Source organism: Actinoallomurus acaciae (assembly GCF_042429965.1).
In the GTDB taxonomy this organism is placed as follows: Bacteria; Actinomycetota; Actinomycetes; order Streptosporangiales; family Streptosporangiaceae; genus Actinoallomurus; species Actinoallomurus acaciae.
In genome coordinates this window covers 1-17499 of the sequence record NZ_JBHLZP010000132.1, presented here as the reverse complement: position 1 = coordinate 17499, position 17499 = coordinate 1, and the positions used below count along the sequence as shown (strand labels likewise).

General features: G+C 72.2%; 13 protein-coding genes. 9 read left to right on the top strand and 4 right to left on the bottom strand.

Annotated features, from left to right (window positions below):
* From ACFFNX_RS19210 to ACFFNX_RS19170, 9 genes are all read left to right on the top strand, one after another.
* Window positions 1-652, top strand: a 652-nt coding sequence (locus tag ACFFNX_RS19210) for an FAD-binding oxidoreductase (protein ID WP_378203680.1), incomplete at its 5' end; no start/stop codon positions are given.
* Window positions 652-1914, top strand: a complete 1263-nt coding sequence (locus ACFFNX_RS19205; protein WP_378203678.1) for a (Fe-S)-binding protein — start codon at window positions 652-654, stop codon at window positions 1912-1914. The genes ACFFNX_RS19210 and ACFFNX_RS19205, both read left to right, overlap by 1 nt.
* A gap of 6 nt (window positions 1915-1920) precedes the next feature.
* Window positions 1921-3570, top strand: a complete 1650-nt coding sequence (locus ACFFNX_RS19200) for an L-lactate permease (RefSeq protein WP_378203675.1) — start codon at window positions 1921-1923, stop codon at window positions 3568-3570.
* A 127-nt stretch (window positions 3571-3697) separates the two neighbouring features.
* On the top strand, window positions 3698-4420 hold the full coding sequence (locus ACFFNX_RS19195) for a hypothetical protein (RefSeq protein ID WP_378203672.1): 723 nt from the start codon (window positions 3698-3700) through the stop codon (window positions 4418-4420).
* Between the two features lie 77 nt (window positions 4421-4497).
* The gene (locus tag ACFFNX_RS19190; protein ID WP_446678519.1) at window positions 4498-5160 is read left to right on the top strand and encodes a response regulator transcription factor; all 663 of its coding nucleotides are present in this window, start codon (window positions 4498-4500) and stop codon (window positions 5158-5160) included.
* Between the two features lie 23 nt (window positions 5161-5183).
* Complete coding sequence (locus ACFFNX_RS19185; RefSeq protein ID WP_378203666.1) at window positions 5184-6563, top strand: HAMP domain-containing sensor histidine kinase; 1380 nt, start codon at window positions 5184-5186, stop codon at window positions 6561-6563.
* 69 nt (window positions 6564-6632) lie between these two features.
* Window positions 6633-7862, top strand: coding sequence for a bifunctional glycosyltransferase family 2/GtrA family protein (locus tag ACFFNX_RS19180; protein WP_378203663.1), 1230 nt, complete (start codon window positions 6633-6635; stop codon window positions 7860-7862).
* Window positions 7859-11038, top strand: a complete 3180-nt coding sequence (locus ACFFNX_RS19175; protein WP_378203660.1) for a glycosyltransferase family 39 protein — start codon at window positions 7859-7861, stop codon at window positions 11036-11038. Before ACFFNX_RS19180 ends, ACFFNX_RS19175 begins: the two co-directional genes overlap by 4 nt.
* Window positions 11039-11765: 727 nt before the next feature.
* Window positions 11766-11978 (top strand): hypothetical protein, encoded by a 213-nt coding sequence (locus tag ACFFNX_RS19170; protein ID WP_378203657.1) that lies wholly within the window; start codon window positions 11766-11768, stop codon window positions 11976-11978.
* A gap of 264 nt (window positions 11979-12242) precedes the next feature.
* Here the strand turns inward: ACFFNX_RS19170 and ACFFNX_RS19165 are convergent, their stop codons facing one another.
* The 4 genes from ACFFNX_RS19165 to ACFFNX_RS19150 form a co-directional block, all read right to left on the bottom strand.
* Window positions 12243-13877, bottom strand: coding sequence for an ABC transporter family substrate-binding protein (locus ACFFNX_RS19165; protein WP_378203654.1), 1635 nt, complete (start codon window positions 13875-13877; stop codon window positions 12243-12245).
* 239 nt (window positions 13878-14116) lie between these two features.
* Complete coding sequence (locus ACFFNX_RS19160; RefSeq protein ID WP_378203651.1) at window positions 14117-15952, bottom strand: oligopeptide/dipeptide ABC transporter ATP-binding protein; 1836 nt, start codon at window positions 15950-15952, stop codon at window positions 14117-14119.
* Window positions 15949-16821 carry an ABC transporter permease gene (locus ACFFNX_RS19155; protein WP_378203648.1) on the bottom strand — a complete coding sequence of 291 codons (873 nt, stop codon included), beginning with the start codon at window positions 16819-16821 and terminating at the stop codon, window positions 15949-15951. The genes ACFFNX_RS19160 and ACFFNX_RS19155 overlap by 4 nt, the downstream gene beginning before the upstream one ends.
* On the bottom strand, window positions 16818-17499 hold a 682-nt coding region (locus ACFFNX_RS19150; RefSeq protein WP_378203645.1), incomplete at its 5' end, for an ABC transporter permease. The genes ACFFNX_RS19150 and ACFFNX_RS19155, both read right to left, overlap by 4 nt.

The window sequence follows — 17499 nt, the reverse complement described above, 5'->3', positions numbered from 1 at the left end:
CAAGAACGTCGCCGGCTACGACCTCGGCAAGCTGTTCACCGGCTCGCGCGGCACCCTCGGGCTGATCGTCGAGGCGGCGTTCCGGCTGCACCCGCTCCCGCAGGCCAGCGCCTACGTCTCGGCGACCGTCGCGGACGCGGGCCGGGCGCTGGAGCTGACGCGGGCGCTGCTGCACTCGTCGCTCGTGCCCTCGGCGATCGAGGTGGACGGGCCGGACCCGATCACCGTGACCGTGCTGCTGGAGGGGTTCGCCGGCGGCGTTCCGGCGCGCGCCGAGGCGGCGCGCGACCTCATCGGCGGCCGGATCGCGGACGCGCCGCCCGGCTGGTGGGGGCGGCTGCCGGACGGAGAGGTCCTCGCCGAGGTGCGCGCCGCGCCCTCGAAGCTCACCGCGATCTTCCAGGAGGCGCCCGCGCACGTCCGCGGTTCCGCCGGGCGCGGCGTCTGGCACGTCGGGCTGCCCTCCGGCGACGCGGAGCAGACCCTGGATCGCCTGCGGCGACACGGCAGTGCCGTCGTGCTGTCCGCGCCGGACGGCACGTCACTCGACCGGTGGGGACCGGTGAACGCCCTGTCGCTGATGCGGCGCGTCAAGGACCAGTTCGATCCGGAGCACCGCCTGTCGCCCGGACGCTTCGCAGGGGGGATCTAGTGGAGGACTTCCGCGAGCTGCTCGACGACTGCGTGCACTGCGGGTTCTGCCTGCCCACGTGCCCGACGTACCAGTTGTGGGGCGAGGAGATGGACTCCCCGCGCGGGCGGATCCACCTGATGAGCCAGCACGAGCAGGGCGAGCCGCTCAGCGGCCCGATGATCGAGCACTTCGACCGCTGTCTCGGCTGCATGGCCTGCGTGACCGCCTGCCCGTCGGGCGTCAAATACGACCGGCTCATCGAGGTCACCCGGGCCCAGGTCGAGGACGAACGGCCGCGCGGCCGCACCGACCGCCTGCTCCGCGAGGCGATCTTCGCCTTCTTCCCGTACCCGAAGCGGCTGCGGCTCCTGCGCGGGCCGCTCCGCGCCTATCAGGCGACCAAGATCAACATGGCGCCGCTGCTGAACCGGATCTCGCCGACGCTGGCGGCCATGGAGCGGCTGGCGCCGCCGCGCGCCGACCACGTGCGCCTCCCCGAGCGCGTCCCCGCGCGCGGGGAGCGCCGCGCCGTCGTCGGCATGCTGACCGGCTGCGTGCAGCGGGAGTTCTTCCCCGGGGTCAACGCCGCGACCGCGCGCGTCCTGGCGTCGGAGGGCTGCGACGTCGTCATCCCCAAGAGCCAGGGCTGCTGCGGGGCGCTGTCGCTGCACTCCGGGCGGGCGGCGGAGGCCAAGGCGTTCGCCAAGAGGACCATCGAGACCTTCGCCGACGCCGACGTCGTGGTCGTCAACGCGGCCGGGTGCGGCTCGGCGATGAAGGACTACGGCGACGTGCTGGCCGACGAGCCCGAGTGGGCGGAGCGGGCGCGGGAGTTCTCGGCCAAGACGCGCGACCTCACCGAGTACCTCGTCGAGCTGGGGCCGCGCGCCGTCCGTCATCCGCTGGAGGTGACGATCGCCTACCACGACGCCTGCCACCTCGCCCACGCCCAGGGCATCCGTGTCCAGCCCCGCGCGCTGCTCGCGGGCGTCCCCGGCCTGGAGATCCGCGAAATCGCCGACCCCGAGATCTGCTGTGGTTCGGCGGGCGTCTACAACCTGCTGCAGCCCGAGGCCGCCGGCGAGCTCGGCGACCGCAAGGCCGCGAACGTGTCGGCGACAGGAGCCGACCTGCTCGTGGCCGCCAACCCGGGCTGCTCGCTACAGATCGCCACGGCGCTTCGCCGCCGGGGCGAGGAGATCGCGGTGGCCCACACCGCGGAAGTGCTCGACGCGTCCATTCGGGGGATCGGCAAGGAGCAGTTGTTCCCTCGGAGGTGACCCCCGTTGTACCGCCAAGTGCTCGACCCCGTCGCCCATTCCCTGGCGTGGAGTTCGCTGATCGCGGCGCTCCCCCTGATCACCCTGTTCGTACTCCTCGGCATTCTGCGGATGCGCGCGTGGCTGGCCTCGATCATCGCCCTGGCGGTGTCGGTGGTCATCGCGGTCTGGGCGTACAGCATGCCCGTCGGCCAGGCGCTGCTGGCCGGCAGCGAGGGCGCGGTGTTCGGGTTCTTCCCGATCCTGTGGATCGTCATCAACGCGATCTGGATCTACACCATGACCGTCGAGACCGGGCACTTCGACGTGCTCCGGCGGACGTTCGCCCAGGTCAGCGACGATCAACGCATTCAGGCGATCATCATCGCGTTCTCCTTCGGCGCGCTGCTGGAGGCCCTGGCCGGGTTCGGCACGCCGGTGGCGATCACCTCGGTCATGCTCATCGCGATGGGCTTCAAGCCGATCAAGGCCGCGGTGGTCGCGCTGGTCGCCAACACGGCGCCGGTCGCGTTCGGTGCGATGGCCATCCCGATCATCACGCTCGGCGGCGTGACGCACATGTCGAGCGACACCCTCGGCGCCATGGTCGGCCACCAGACGCCGATCCTGGCGGTGTTCGTGCCGCTCGTGCTGGTGTTCATCGTCGACGGCCGCCGCGGTCTCTCGCAGACGTGGATCGCGGCGCTGACCGCGGGCGCGGCGTTCGGGCTCGCCCAGTGGATCACCTCGAACCACCTGTCGGTGCCGCTCACCGACATCGTCGCGTCGCTGTTCTCGGTGGTCGTCCTCGTCGCGCTGCTGCGCGTCTGGCAGCCGGGTGAGACGCTCGGCGGCGCCGAGGCCAGCACGGTCATCGCGGGAGGGGCCGCCGACGAGCCGACGCCGGAGTTCGCCGGCCGGGTCGCGCGTCCGGACTCGTGGGCCGAGGTCGTACGGGCCTGGGCGCCGTACGCGATCATCATCGTGGTCTTCGTGCTCGCGCAGATCAACCCGATCAAGGGCTGGCTCGACGAGCCGACCAGGACGGTGAACTGGCCGGGCCTGCACATCACCAGCGCCTCCGGCACGGCGTCCGCGCTGCCGCAGTTCAAGATCAACTGGCTGAACGCGGCGGGGAGCCTGCTGCTGATCTCCGGGGTGCTGAGCGCGCTCGCGCTGAAGGTCAACGTCGGGCGGGCGCTGCGCGCGTACTGGGCCACGCTCGTGCAGCTGCGCTGGGCGATCGTCACCGTCATGGCGGTGCTCGGCCTCGCGTACGTGATGAACGCCTCCGGCCAGACGATCACACTCGGCACCTGGATGGCGGGCGCCGGCGGCTTCTTCGCCTTCCTCTCCCCGGTCCTCGGCTGGCTCGGCACCGCGGTCACCGGGTCGGACACCTCCTCCAACTCGCTGTTCGGCGCCCTGCAGGTGGCCGCCGCGGACAAGGCGAACCTGTCCCCGCTGCTGATGGCCGCCTCCAACAGCTCCGGCGGCGTGCTCGGGAAGATGGTGTCGCCGCAGAACCTCGCGATCGCCGCGGCGGCCGTCGGCATGGACGGCAAGGAGGGCGACATCTTCCGCCGCGTGATCCTGTGGAGCCTGGTCTTCCTCGCCGGGATCTGCGTGCTCGCGCTCTTGCAGTCCGTCGCGGTCCTGTCATGGATGGTGCCCTGACCAGGAGTCATCCGCACAGTCGCGGCGTCTCCGCTGGGCGATTTGCTATGTTTTGGGGTCTTATTCGGCGGCTCTTCGTGACGATGTCACGAAGAGCCGCCGGCCGCCGACCCGGGACCTGGAAGCCATGGCACGGAGTCAGTCGCACAGAAGCGCCCACAGGAAGAGACGGACCCGGCGCGCCGCCCGCCTCGACATCGCGGGCGTCGTCACCGGCGTCCTCGGTGTGGCCGCGGTGGCCGGCCTCATCGTCGTCGTGCGCACACACGGCGACCACGCCGCGACGGCGCCGCGAACGGTGGCCGCCCGGACGGAGACACAGCGCGGCTCCGGCGGCCTGTCGCGGCTCAAGACGGGTTCCCAGCTCGACGTCAGCACGCCGGACGGCTATTCGTACTCTCTCGCCGCGGTCAAGGCCGGGACGGCCGACCGGCCGCTCGCCAGCACGACGGCGCGGCCCGCGCACGGCACCACGCTCGGTTACATCGACTACGTGATCACGAACACGGGCAACGACGCCGCGCTGCTGGACTTCCCCGCCGACCTGTTCGTCAGGCGGTCCCGGGTGCCGGCGAGCGTGCTGGCCGAGAACCGCTGCATGCCGCAGCCGGGCGCGCCGTCGGACATGTGCACGCTGCCCGACCACACCGACGTGGTCAACACGCTCGGCTTCGCTCCGCCGAGCTCGCAGGACGGAGACCAGTACATCCCGGCGGGGGCGAGCTACCTCGTGCGGGTCGCCACCGACATGCCGGTCGACACCTCCGTCTCCCCGGACGACATGAGGCTGTACGTGTGGAACCCGCGCTTCGCGCCGGGCCGGCGAGCGGTCGAGGTGCCCCTCCCCTGACCGGGTGAGATTTGAATGAGAAAGCCCTTGCCCTGGTCAGAGCGGTCTTGGCGGGATATACCGTCGTTGACGTGCGCATCCTGGTCGTAGACGACGAACCCGCGGTCCGCGAGTCTCTCGCGAGCAGCCTCGCCTTCGAGGACTATGAGGTCGTCACGGCCGCCGACGGCGTGTCGGCGCTCGACGAGCTCGACCGGGTCCGGCCCGACCTGGCCATCCTGGACATCCTGATGCCTCGCATGGACGGCCTCACCGCGTGCCGCCGCCTGCGCGCCCGCGGGGAGACGCTGCCGGTGCTCATGCTGACCGCCCGTGACACGGTCGGTGACCGGGTGACCGGGCTGGACGCCGGCGCGGACGACTATCTCGTCAAGCCGTTCGACCTGGACGAGCTGCTCGCGCGGGTGCGCGCGCTGCTGCGCCGCAGCGTCGTGACGGCCCGCGGCGGCGAGATCCTGGAGTACGGCGGCCTGCGGATGAACACCGTGACCCGGGAGGTCAACCGCGACGGCCGTGCGCTGGAGCTGACCCGCACGGAGTACTCCCTGCTGGAGCTATTCCTCACCCACCCGCGCCAGGTGCTGACCCGCGAGCAGATCCTCAAGGCGGTGTGGGGCTTCGACTTCGAGCCGTCGTCCAACTCCCTCGACGTGTACGTCATGTACCTGCGTCGCAAGATGGGCGAACCGCGTCTGATCAACACCGTCCGCGGTGTCGGCTACGTCCTGCGCTCCCCGTGACGAGCCCGGGTTAGGGGGAGATCGTGAGACGGCATCTGTCCTTGCGCACCCGGCTCGCCGTGCTGACCAGCCTCGCCGTGGCCGTGGCCGTGGCGGCCTGCGCGGTCGGCTGCTGGTTCGTCGTACGCGGACGGCTGATCGACCAGCTCGACCAGTCGCTGACGGGACCACGCGTCGGCGGCCCGCCCGGCGCGGACACACGGCCCGGATCGGCGCGCTCCATCTGCGACATGCAGCCGCGGAAGGACGACCCCTTCCGCGGATACCAGCCGACGCTCCAGGTCGTCTCGCCGGACGGCAGCTACTGCAGTTCGCCCGGGACCTCTCCCCTGAAGGTCGTGCCCGGCGACGTCGCGATCGCCCGCGGCCAGCGGCAGGACTCCTTCCGCGACGGCCAGACCGCGGACGGCACGCCGATGCGGGTGTTCACGCACCGCGACCCCGGCGGCTTCGCGGTGTCGGTGGCCAAGCCGCTCTCCCAGGTCAACGAGTCGCTGAACAGCCTGGCCCTGCTGCTCGTCGCGGTGTCGGCCGTCGGCGTGGTCGGGGCGGCGGTCGCGGGCCTGCTCATCGCCCGCGCCGGGCTGGCGCCCGTGGACCGGCTGACCGACGTGGTCGAGCACATCGCCCGTACCGAGGACCTGGACACCACGATCCCGGTGGACGGACGCGACGAGATCGCCCGGTTGAGCCGGTCGTTCAACAGCATGACCCGCGCGCTCGCCGGGTCCCGCGAGCGGCAGCAGCGGCTGATCGTGGACGCCGGCCACGAGCTGCGCACGCCCCTGACCAGCCTGCGCACGAACGTCGATCTGATGCTCCGCAGCGAGGAGACGGGCCGTCCGCTGCCCGGCGAGGGCAAGAGACGGCTGCTGGTCAACGTGAAGGCACAGCTCGTGGAGCTGTCGAGCCTGGTCGGGGACCTGCTCGACCTGGCGCGCGACGAGGACGTCGCCGACGTGGGCCCGGTACCGCTGCACGAGGTGGCCGAGAACGCCGTGCGCCGCGTACGCCCCCGAGGACCGACGCTGCGGATCGAGGCCCGGATCTCACCGTGGTACGTGCGCGGCGACGCCGCGGCCCTGGAACGCACTCTGGTGAACCTCCTGGACAACGCGATCAAGTTCAGCCCGCCGGGCGGCACCGTGTCGGTCCGCCTCCGCGACGGCGAGCTGACCGTACGGGACCAGGGGCCGGGCATTCCGGAGGAGGACCGGCCGTACGTCTTCGACCGGTTCTGGCGTTCGCCGTCCGCCCGGGGGCTGCCGGGATCGGGCCTGGGGCTGGCCATCGCGGCCCGTGCCGTCCGCGAGGCGGGCGGGGAGATCCGGCTGGATCCGGCGCCCGGCGGCGGCACGGAGGCCTGGATGAAGCTGCCCGGAACCCCGGTTCCGGCTTCTTGACCCGCTTTCTCATCGGCGGTTAAGAAACGGCTCACTCGGCTCCCACGGTCGCCCGCGACCTTGGTGGCCATGAGCGAGATTTCCCTGTCGGCCGAGCCGCAGGCGCGGCTCGGCATGATCTCCGAGCCTCGCGGGCCTCTCATCGAGATCGCGATCCCGGTCTACAACGAAGAACACATCCTGGCCGCCAGCGTGCGACGCCTCCACACCTATCTGCTCGAGACGTTCCCGTACCGGTTCGTCATCACGATCGTCGACAACGCGAGCACGGACCGGACGTGGGATGTCGCCTCACGGCTGGCGTTGCAGTTCTCCGAGGTCGAGGCCGTACGGCTGCCCCAGAAGGGACGCGGCCGGGCGCTGCGGCACGTGTGGGGCACGAGCGTGGCGGACGTCGTCGCGTACATGGACGTGGACCTGTCCACGGACCTCGACGCGTTCCTGCCGCTGATCGCGCCCCTCGTGTCCGGCCACAGCGACCTGGCCATCGGCAGCCGCCTGTCACGCGGCTCGGCGGTCGTCCGCGGCCCGCGCCGCGAGGTGATCTCCCGGATCTACAACCTGATGCTCCGCACGACGCTCGCGGCCCGGTTCTCGGACGCGCAGTGCGGGTTCAAGGCGGGCCGGGCCGAGATCGTACGGGCGCTGCTCCCGGCGGTGGAGGACGAAGAATGGTTCTTCGACACCGAACTGCTGCTGCTCGCCGAGCGGAACGGGCTGCGGATCCACGAGGTGCCGGTCGACTGGGTCGATGACCCGGACAGCCGCGTCGACGTCGTCCACACCGCCCTGGACGACCTGCGGGGGATGCTGCGCATGGGCCGCCGATGGCTCGCCGGGGCGCTGCGGGTGCCGGTGCCGTCGCGCCGGCTGCCCGCCGGGATGCGGGCGCAGGTGCCGAGCTTCGCGGTCATCGGGCTGGTCAGCACGGTCGCCCAGCTCGTCCTGTACGGGCTGCTGCGCCTTTTCATGCCGGTGGTCCTGGCGAATGTGGTCTCCTATTTCCTCGCCGCCATCGCCAACACCGCCGCGAACCGGCGGTTCACCTTCGGGGTGGTCGGCACCCGGCGGATCGTCCGGCACCAGCTCGAAGGCGGGGTCGCGTTCCTGGTGGGGCTCGGCGTGAGCACGGCCGGGCTGTTCGCGCTGCACACCGCGTGGCCGCACGCGTCGCGGTTCGTGGAACTGGCCGCGCTGCTGGCGCTGAACCTGTTCGCCGCGGCGATCCGCTTCGCGCTGCTGCGCGCGTGGGTGTTCCACCCGCGGCGGACACCGGACCTGGAGGAGGAGAACCGATGAGTGTCCTTTCGCTACGCCGTCCCACCCCCGCGGTGGACGCCGGGCCCGCCCCCGCGCGGCGCTCCGGTGACCCGTGGTGGGCCAGAGGGGCGCTCGGCGGCGTGCTGCTCCTCGCGGCGCTCCTGTACGGCTGGGGCCTGTCGGGCTACGCCAACGACTACTACTCCGCCGCGGTGCGCAGCGGCACGGAGAGCTGGAAGGCGTTCTTCTTCGGCTCGCTGGACTCCGCGTCCTTCATCACCGTGGACAAGCCGCCGATGGCGCTGTGGGTCCAGGAGCTGACCGCGCGGGTCATCGGATACGGAAGCTGGAGCCTGCTGCTGCCCGAGGTCGTCATGGGCGTCGCCGCGGTCTTCGTGCTGTACGTGACGGTGCGACGCGTCTTCGGCCCGGCCGCCGGCCTCGTGGCCGCGCTGGTGATGGCGCTGACCCCGATCACGGTCGCGATCAACCGGGACAACAACCCCGACACGCTGCTCGTGCTCTTGCTGGTGCTCTCGGCGTGGGCGTGCCAGCGCGCCGTCGAGTCGGGCCGGCTGCGGTGGCTGCTCGCCTCGGCGTTCTTCCTGGGCTGCGGCTTCAACACGAAGATGCTCCAGGCGTACCTGCTGTTGCCGGCGCTGGCCCTCGTCTACCTGCTGTTCGCCCCGGGCGGCCCGCTGCGCCGCGTGTGGCACCTCCTGGCGTCCGGGGTGGTCCTCGCGGTCTCCAGCTTCTGGTGGATGGTCGTGGTAGACCTGATCCCGGCCTCCTCCCGGCCGTTCATCGGCGGCAGCACGGACGGCACGGTCTGGGACCTGGTGATCGGCTACAACGGCCTCGGCCGGGTAACGGGCAACGAGGGCGGCGGTCCGGGCGGCGGCCGAGGCGGTTTCGGCGGGGGCGCGAGCTTCGCGGGCGCGTCCGGACTGGGCCGGCTGTTCAACGACACGGTGGGCGGCCAGATCTCGTGGCTACTGCCGTTCGCGGCCCTGACGCTGGTCGTGGGCGTGATCACCTTCTGGAAGCGGCCCCGTACGGACCTCGCGCGGGCGGCAGTCGTACTGTGGGGCGGCTGGCTGGTGATCCACTTCATCATCTTCAGCTTCTCCGACGGAACGATGCACCCGTACTACACGACCGCCCTCTCACCGGCCGTGGGGGCACTGACCGGCATCGGCGGAGTACTGTCACTGCGCGCATACCGGTCTTCACGCCTCCGCGACGTCGCGGGCGCCCCGTCAAGGGCCGCGAAAGCCCGCCTTCGCCGGAATGCCACCGGCGCGCCGCTCACCTACACGAACTCACCGATGAACGCTGGACGCGGCGAGGACTCCCGAGCCGAGGACATGGGGACCGCGCACGGTCAGACCGCGCACGGTCAGACCGTGGACGGAGGGACCGAGGACGGGCGGACCGAGGACGGGCGGGCCGTAGACCGACAGACCGCAGACGGACGGACCGCAGGCGGACGGACCGCAGGCGGACGAGCCGAGGCCGGGCGGACCGACGACGGCTGGACCGAGGACGGGCAGGCCGAGGACGACTGGACCGTAGACGGACGGACCGCAGACGGGCGATCCGTGGACCGACGGGCCGTGGACGGCCGAGCCCGTGCCCACGGTGGAGATCCCGCTCTCGCCGGAACGGGCGGCCTGCCGAACGCCGCTCTCCTCGATGGGCACAGCCGGTGGAGCGCGGTCGCGTGGAGCTGGCTGCTGCCGCTGGGCGTAGCCGTGACGGGCGGCTGGTCGTTCGCCCTGCTCCGGCGGACGCCGAGCTGGAACTCCTGGCTGTCATGGACGGTCCTCGCGCTGACCGTACTCGCGGTCGCGGGCCTGGTGGTGACCCTCGTCGACGGCGCCTTCGGCCTCGGCCGACGCACCCCCCGCCACTCTCCGACGGTCACCCGGCCGGGCACGGACACGCCCACCGCACAACCGGACACGACGGCCGAACGATCGAGCACGGACACCACCACCGCACGATCGGACATGGACCCGACCACCACGCAGTCGAGCACGGACACCACCGCCGCACGGTCGAGCCTGGACACGAGCACCACGCGGTCGGACATGGACACCACCGCCGCACGGTCGGGCACGGACACCACCGCCGCGCGGTCGGACATGGACGCGACCACCGCACGGTCGGGCACAGATACGGCCGCCACGTGGTCGGGCACAGATACGGCCGCCACGTGGTCGGGCACAGATACGGCCGCCACGTGGTCGGACATGGGCACGACCGTCGCACGGTCGGCGGACGGCCGAGCGGCGTCGGCCGCCGCCGGAGCCTCATCGGCGGAAGCCATCACGCCCTCACCCACCGCGTCCTCGCCCACCGGGCTTGGGGAGCAGGCGACTTCCTCGGCGGTTCCGGGTGCCAATGGCTCTGTTAAGACGCGTCTCTGGGCGAAGCCGGGTCGGATTGGCGGGATCGCCGTGGTCGCCGCGATCGCCGGCATGGTCGCGAGTCTGGCCGGGCCCGCGGCGTACGCGGTCTCCGCCGCCGCTTCGAGTTCCAACGGCACCAATCCCCTGGCGGGTCCGTCGGGTGGCTTCGGAATGTTCGGCGGGCCCGGGATGCGCGGCGGTGGCGGCAGGCTTCCCGCGGACCTGCGGCGGGCGATGGAGGGCCGGTTCCCCAGTGGCCTGCCGCAGGGCATGCCTCAGGGTGGGCCGGGCGGAGCGCCCGGTGGCACCACGGGCCGGCCCGGCGGCGGTGGCGACCAGCAGGACGCCCCCGGTGGGTTCCCCAGCGGGGGCGGTGGATTCCCTGGCGGGGGCGGCGGGTTCCCCGGCGGGGGTGGCCCGGGTGGTCCGGGTGGCGAGGCGAACACCCAGCTCATCTCGTACCTGCAGAAGAACCGGGGCGGCGCCACCTGGCTCGTCGCGGTCTCCAGCGCCATGAGCGCATCGTCGATCATCATCAAGACCGGCGAGCCGGTCATGGCCATGGGCGGCTTCACGGGTAGCGACCCGGCGATGACCGTGTCGAAGCTCCAGCAGTACGTGAAGAGCGGAAAGCTGCGCTTCGTGATGGTGGGCGGAGGCGGCCCGGGCGGCGGCAGCTCCGACGTGACCTCCTGGGTCACCAAGAACTGCCAGGCCGTGAAGGCCTCGGAGTACGGCGGCACATCCGGCTCGTCGTCGCAGCAGCAGCAGAACTCCCAGGGGCTCTACCGCTGCACCTGAGGATCCCCTCGGGAACCGTCCGCCCGGCTGGGCGGCGCTCGGGCGGCACCGCCGCCGCCGGAGCGCCGCCCAGCCGACGCATTACGGGAGCAACGCCCGTCCAGGCGCGTCCCACCGGGCATCCAGCGGACCCCTCGCATCGCCCCCGAAGACACCACCCCGCGTGCAGCATGGCCCCGGCAGGCCAAGTCCTGCCGCCTCGCGGCTCGGGCCCATCCGAGTTGCGGGTGCCCTCGTTCGTGACGACGCTGAGGCGCTCGGGCTCGGCGGCACCGACGCCACCACCGTCCGGTCGTGGTGCGAGGCGCTCGTCGCGGGTGTGTCGGCCATCACCGCCGGTGAGGACAGTCGGGGCGGATTTCCCGTCGACACACGCGAACACGGTCTGCCACCGACCGTTTACTAATTCGACTCACCGCCTTTGCGGTCGACGAGTCGTCCGGCTTTTCCGCAGGTGAACAGGATGGTTTCGTGGCCGCACCCGGTCAACACCGGGGGCGCCGGAGTAAAGAGCACGTCACGCGCTCGTGTCGAGCTGTCACCCCACGCCAGATTTCTCGACTTGGGCCCTTCTCACCACGGGTGACGGCCCATTAACATCGCAGCACTGAACACCGTGGGCAGAAGGGCGCCGACGATGGCGGGACTTTTGTTTGACAACCCGTTCTATGGAAAGCTCTCCCAGGCTGTAAATGGCGTCAGGAAGGACGCCATTGATCTTGAACGAATGCTCAACAGATCATTCGACCTGGCTCAACGAACACAGCTGAACATGGGCTATGAGGGCAACCTCGACACCCAGCGAAGACAGCTCCGGTGGGCGCTCATCAGCATCGTCCAGGCCGCCGAGGACGCCCTGCAGAACACTCCGACGAAGGTCACGGCCGAGGAGGCCGCCCTCGGAGGCAAGGGCCCGTACGGCGCGCCGAGTTTCTGGTAGCGGTCCGCTCCGGAGACCGACGGCGGCCCCCTGCCGAGGAGGCCCGCAACCGTCCAGCCGACGTGTCGGACGGCCTGCGAGAACGACGGCCGTACGCTGACGGCCACCGCGCGAACGGAACCCCGGCGGTTGCATCGGCCCCTCGGCCAGGAGCATCGCTGAAACCTCGCGCCGGTCTCCGCCGGAACCCCGGGCCGACCTCTGTCTCCCGCCGCGGAGACCGTCGTCGGCCCGCCGTCGCGGACCGGGGGTGGTCTCCGTTGGTCATCGCCGGAAGCCGACGTCGGGCCACGCCGGGGTGAAGAGACCGAAGGCACCCCAGTTCAGCAGGGTCCGCCGCACCGGGACGATCTGCGGACGCTGGTACAGGGTCACCGAGTGCACTTCATCCCAGATCAAGCGATCGGCCTCGTTCGCGTACCGGCGGGCCTTCGCCGGGTTCAGCTCTCCCGTGGCACGGTCGAGAAGGGCGTCGAGCGACGCCGAGCCGACCCGGGCGACGTTCTGCCGCACGTCGTCTCCCCTGGGCCTGCCGTAGATCGGTCTCAGATTGGAGATCGGGAACGGACCGCCGATCCAGGAGAACGGCGCGAGGTCGTACGCGCCCGGGATGAGATACCGCTCGAAGAAGTCGCTGTCGGGCACCGGCCGCAGGTCCAGCCGTACGCCGACCCGGGCCAGCATGACCTGGATCAGCTCGCCGCTCTGACGCCCGGCCGCCGCGCTCGCCGGGTAGACGTACCGCAGCGTCAGCGGGCGGCCGTTCTTCAGCCGTAATCGCCCGCGCATCGGCCAGCCCGCCTGGTCCAGCAGGCGTCCGGCACCCGCGAGATCGTAGAGGTCGCCCGCGTTGTCCTGATATCCCTCCTGGGCGTTGACGAACGCATGGTCGTTCAGGAGCAGCACCGGCCAGTCGAGGCCGGCCAGGGCCGATCGGGCGAGCGCGCGGCGGTCGACGGCCATCGCCACGGCCCGGCGTACTCTCACGTCGGCCAGTGCCGGGGTGGCGCCGTTGAAGGTGAGCTGGCTGAAGTCCGGACCGGCCGCCCGGCGGACGACGGCACCGGGGACCCGCCGCGCACGCAGGTATGCCGCCGCGTCCGCGCCCGCGTCGAACGCATCGATCTCCCCGCTCGCGAACGCCCCGGGCATCGCATCGCGCGCGAGGTATCGGAAGACGACCCGGTCGAGCCGGGCCTGAGGACCCCACCAGCGAGTGTCACGGACGATCGTGATGGCCTGGGCGGTGTGGTCGATGCCCTCGGGCCGGAACGGCCCGGCGGTGACCGGGATGCGGTCCGACCACGCACGGTCCCAGGCGGAGGGACCGCTGATGGTCTTGGCCGGATACAGCGGGCCGAACAGGCTCCGCCACTCTCCGAACGGCCGGTCGAAGGTCACCACGACCTGCCGGTCGTTCGTCCCGCGGGCGACCCGCCGAATCCGGTCGTACCCGGTGGACGTGGTGATCTGGTACGCCCCGTCGTGGCCACGACAGGCTCGCCAGAGCGCGCGGAAGTCGCGGTAGCCGAGCGGTGTGCCGTCGGACCAGCGGGCCTTCGGGTTGAGATCGTAGGTCACGACCTGTCTCGGCCTCGTGCGGGTGACCTCGGCCCGTACCAGATAGGACGGGTCGGCGGTGACCCTCCCCTGCTGGTCGGAGCGGAACAGCCAGGGCATCAGCGCCCCGAGGATCCGCGCCGTGTCCAGGTCGGCGCCGCCCAGGTGCCAGTAGTTCCACTGCGTGGGGAACTCCGTCGTCGCCAGCCGCAGCGTGCCCCCGACCCGCACACGTTCACGCGGCGCCGGCGCGATGTCGTACGCACCGACGCGCGCCACCGGGCGCACGGGCCCGTGCGCCGGCATGCACGCGGCGATGAGCGGCAGGAGCAAGGCCATCGACGCGGATCTCATCCGGCGATGTCTCGGCGACCCGACGATCGCCGTGCACGGCCGCCGCGGCTTTGGCCCGAGCCCCAGCCGACGCCACGCGATCACGGGCAATAAGGAGAAAGCCATCGAGGCGGAACTCACCAGCCCCCGCCTCGGCGACCGCGAGCCATCCGGCCATGGCTCCAGCCGACGCCATGGACCGCACACGGTCATGAGCAGTAAGGACAGGGCGATCGGCGTCGGTCTCATCGGGGCTCTCCTTGTCCGGGGAAGTGGCAGGCGGCGGTGTGGTCGGGGGCGAGACGGCGGAGGCCGGGCTCCTGCATGACGCACCGGCGGCGGTCGTGCGCCGGGAGCGCTGAGAACACCGGGCAGCGGGTGCGGTATCGGCAGCCGCCCGGCGGATCCCGTGCCTCCCAGGCCACCTGGTGCGTCGTCCCGTGGGAGACCAGGTCGATGCGGGTCCAGAGTTTCTGGAGTTCGAGCCGGCGTCCGCCGTCGCGTGCCGGGGGTGGGACGGCGTCGAGCAGTGTCCGGGTGTACGGGTGGGCGGGCCTGCCGTACACCGCTTCGGCGTCGCCGATCTCCAGGATCCGGCCGTGGCGCATGACGGCGACGCGGTCGGCCAGCAGGCGGAGGGCGGCCAGGTCGTGTGCTGCGATCAGGTAGGCCAGGCCGAGGCGTGCCTTCAGGTCGTGCAGCAGTGCGATGACGCTCGCCTGGGTGGAGACGTCGAGCGCCGAGAACGGCTCGTCGAGGAGCAGGAGCCGTGGCTCGAGGGCGAGCGCGCGGGCGATGCCGACGCGCTGGCGCTGTCCGCCGGACAGTTCGCCCGGTCGGCGACCGGCGTGTGCGGGGTCGAGCCCGACGAGGCGCAGGAGCTCGGGGACGCGGGCGGCGATCTCCGGGCGGGGGCGGCCGTGCGCGCGGAGCGGTTCGGCGAGGATGGCGCCGGCCGTCATGCGCGGGTCGAGGGCGGCGGCGGAGTCCTGGAAGACCAGTTGCAGGTCGCGGCGGAGCTCGCGGCGCCTCCTGGCGGACAGGCTCGCGACGTCATGGCCGAACACCACGCCGGTCCTGAGGGCGGCGATCTCCTTGAGCGTGGTCGTCTTGCCGCACCCGGACTCGCCCACCAGGCCCAGCACCTCGCCCGCCCGGACGTCGAAGCCGACGCCGTCGACCACACGGAGCCCGCCGGGCGCCGGATGGTCCTTGACCAGCCCGTCCACCACGAGGACGACCGGTGTGTCCGCCCTGCCACCCGGCGCGCGCGGGCCCGGCAGGACGGCGTCCGCGCGGCTCAGGCGGGGAACGGAGCGAAGCAGCGCGGCGGTGCGGGGCATAGAAGGGTCGGTCGACGCCGTCGCGGCCGGCCCGCTCTCGACCGTACGGCCGGCGTGCATCACCGTGATCCGGTCGGCTCGCTCGGCGGCGAGCCCGAGGTCGTGGGTGATGAGGATGAGGGCCGCGCCCGTACGGCGCTGAACGGCCCGGAGAGCATCGAGGACCTGAGCCCGCGCCGGTGGGTCGAGACCGGCGGTCGGCTCGTCGGCGACGATCACGGACGGGTCGGCGGCCATCGCCACGGCGATCATCGCCCGGCGGCGCTGGCCGCCGGAGAGCTGATGCGGGTAGGCGCGGGCGACCGCGGCGGCGTCCTGGACTCCGGCGAGGCGCAGCGACTCGGCCGCCCGGGCGATCGCCGCCCGCCTGGACACGCGGCGGTGGGCGCGGACCGCCTCGGCGATCTGCGCGCCGATCCGGTGCACGGGAGTGAACGCGTGGTCCTGGAAGACGATCGCGATCCCCCTACCACGGACGGCGGCGAGCTCGCGTTCGGGCAGACCGAGGAGCTCGCGCCCGCGGAGCCGTACCGACCCCTGGACCCGCGCGGACGCGGGCAGCAGGCCGACGAGTGCGAGGGCGGTCGCGGACTTACCGGCGCCGGACTCACCGGCGACCGCGAGCGTCTCCCCCGCCGTCACGCCGAACCCGGCACCACCCACCGCGCGGACCCCACCCGCGAACACGACGCTCAACCCGGACACCTCGAGCACCGGCGCGGCGGCCCCGGCGGTCACGACGGACCCTCGAGAGCATCGCGCAGGCCGTCGCCGATGAGCGTGGCGGCGAGGATGAGGAGGACGAGCGCGGTCACCGGAGGCAGGAACAACCAGGGAAAGGTGCCGGCCGACGGTGCGCCGTCCGCGATGATCGTGCCCAGCGAGACGTCGGGGGGCCGGGCTCCGAAGCCGAGGTAGGACAGGCTCGTCTCGGCGATGACGGCGGTGCCGACGTTGAGCGTCGCGTCCGCGATCAGCAGCGGAGCGAGGTGGGGGACGATGTGGCGGAGAATGACCGCCACCGGCCGAACCCCGAGGTGGCGGGCGGCGAGAACGTACTCCTGGCCGCGAAGGGAGAGGGTCATCGCCCGGACGGCGCGCGCGGTGACCATCCACATGAAGGCGGCGAGCAGCGGCGCGAGGACCGGCAGGCCCGTGCCGCGGAGCGCCGGGGCCACCGTCGCGGCGACGAGGAGGGGCGGCAGGACGAGGAGGAGTTCGACGACGCCCATCAGCCCGCGGTCGGCCCAGCCGCCGAGGTATCCCGCGACGGTGCCCGTCACCGTCGCCAGCCCGGTCGCGCCGACGGCCACGAACAGGCCGGTGACCAGCGACGCGCGCAGCCCCCGCAGTGTCACGGCGTACATGTCCCGGCCGGTCTGCGTCGTGCCCAGCCAGTGGCGGGTGGACGGCGGACGGCGGAACGCGGTGAGGTCCGCGCCGTCCCACCTCCACGACGTGAGACACGGCCCGGCGAACGCGAGGACCAGGAGCAGGCCGAGCAGACCGAACCCCAGCCGGACCCGGCGGCCACGAGCCGCGCGGAACCACCGGATGTGCCGTCTCCCGGGCCACGCCCGAGCACGGGCCCGCCTCCGCCCGGTCATGGCCGGGCGCGAGGGTCGAGGGCCGCGTGGGCCAGGTCGGCGAGGAGGCCGACGACGGCGATCGTCATCGCCGCCACGCAGCCGCAGGCGGCGACCGCGTTCACGTCGTCGCCCGCGATCGAGTCGATCAGCCACTCCCCCAGCCCGTGCCAGGCGAAGATCTTCTCCGTGACGGCCGTGCCGGTCAGCAGGGCGGCGAAGCCGTACGCCGCGAAGGCCGTCATCGGTGCCACCGTCACGCGCAGGGCGTGGCGGCGTAACGCGGTGCGCCGGCGCAGGCCCCGGGCCATCGCGGCGCGGACGTAGCCCGCGTTCAGCGCGTCGAGCATGAGCCCTCGCTGGTAGCGGGCGCACATCGCGGCCTGGCCGAGAGCGAGGACGGCGGTCGGCAGGAGCAGATGACGCAGCCGGTCGGCCACCGCCCCCGCGGCGCCCGGGGTGTACTCGCCGGTCCACACGAAGATCGGTGCCCCGGCCCAGGCGTTCACGCCCTGGGCGGCCGTCTGGGCCAGCACCGCGAGGGCGAACGCCGGGATCGCCATGGTCACCAGCGCACCCGCGGTGATCAGGCGATCGAGCACGCCCTGCGGACGGAACGCCCCCACGGCGCCCAGCAGCACGCCTCCGGCCCAGACCAGCGGGCCGCCCGCCGCGACGAGACGCAGGCTGGCCCCCGCA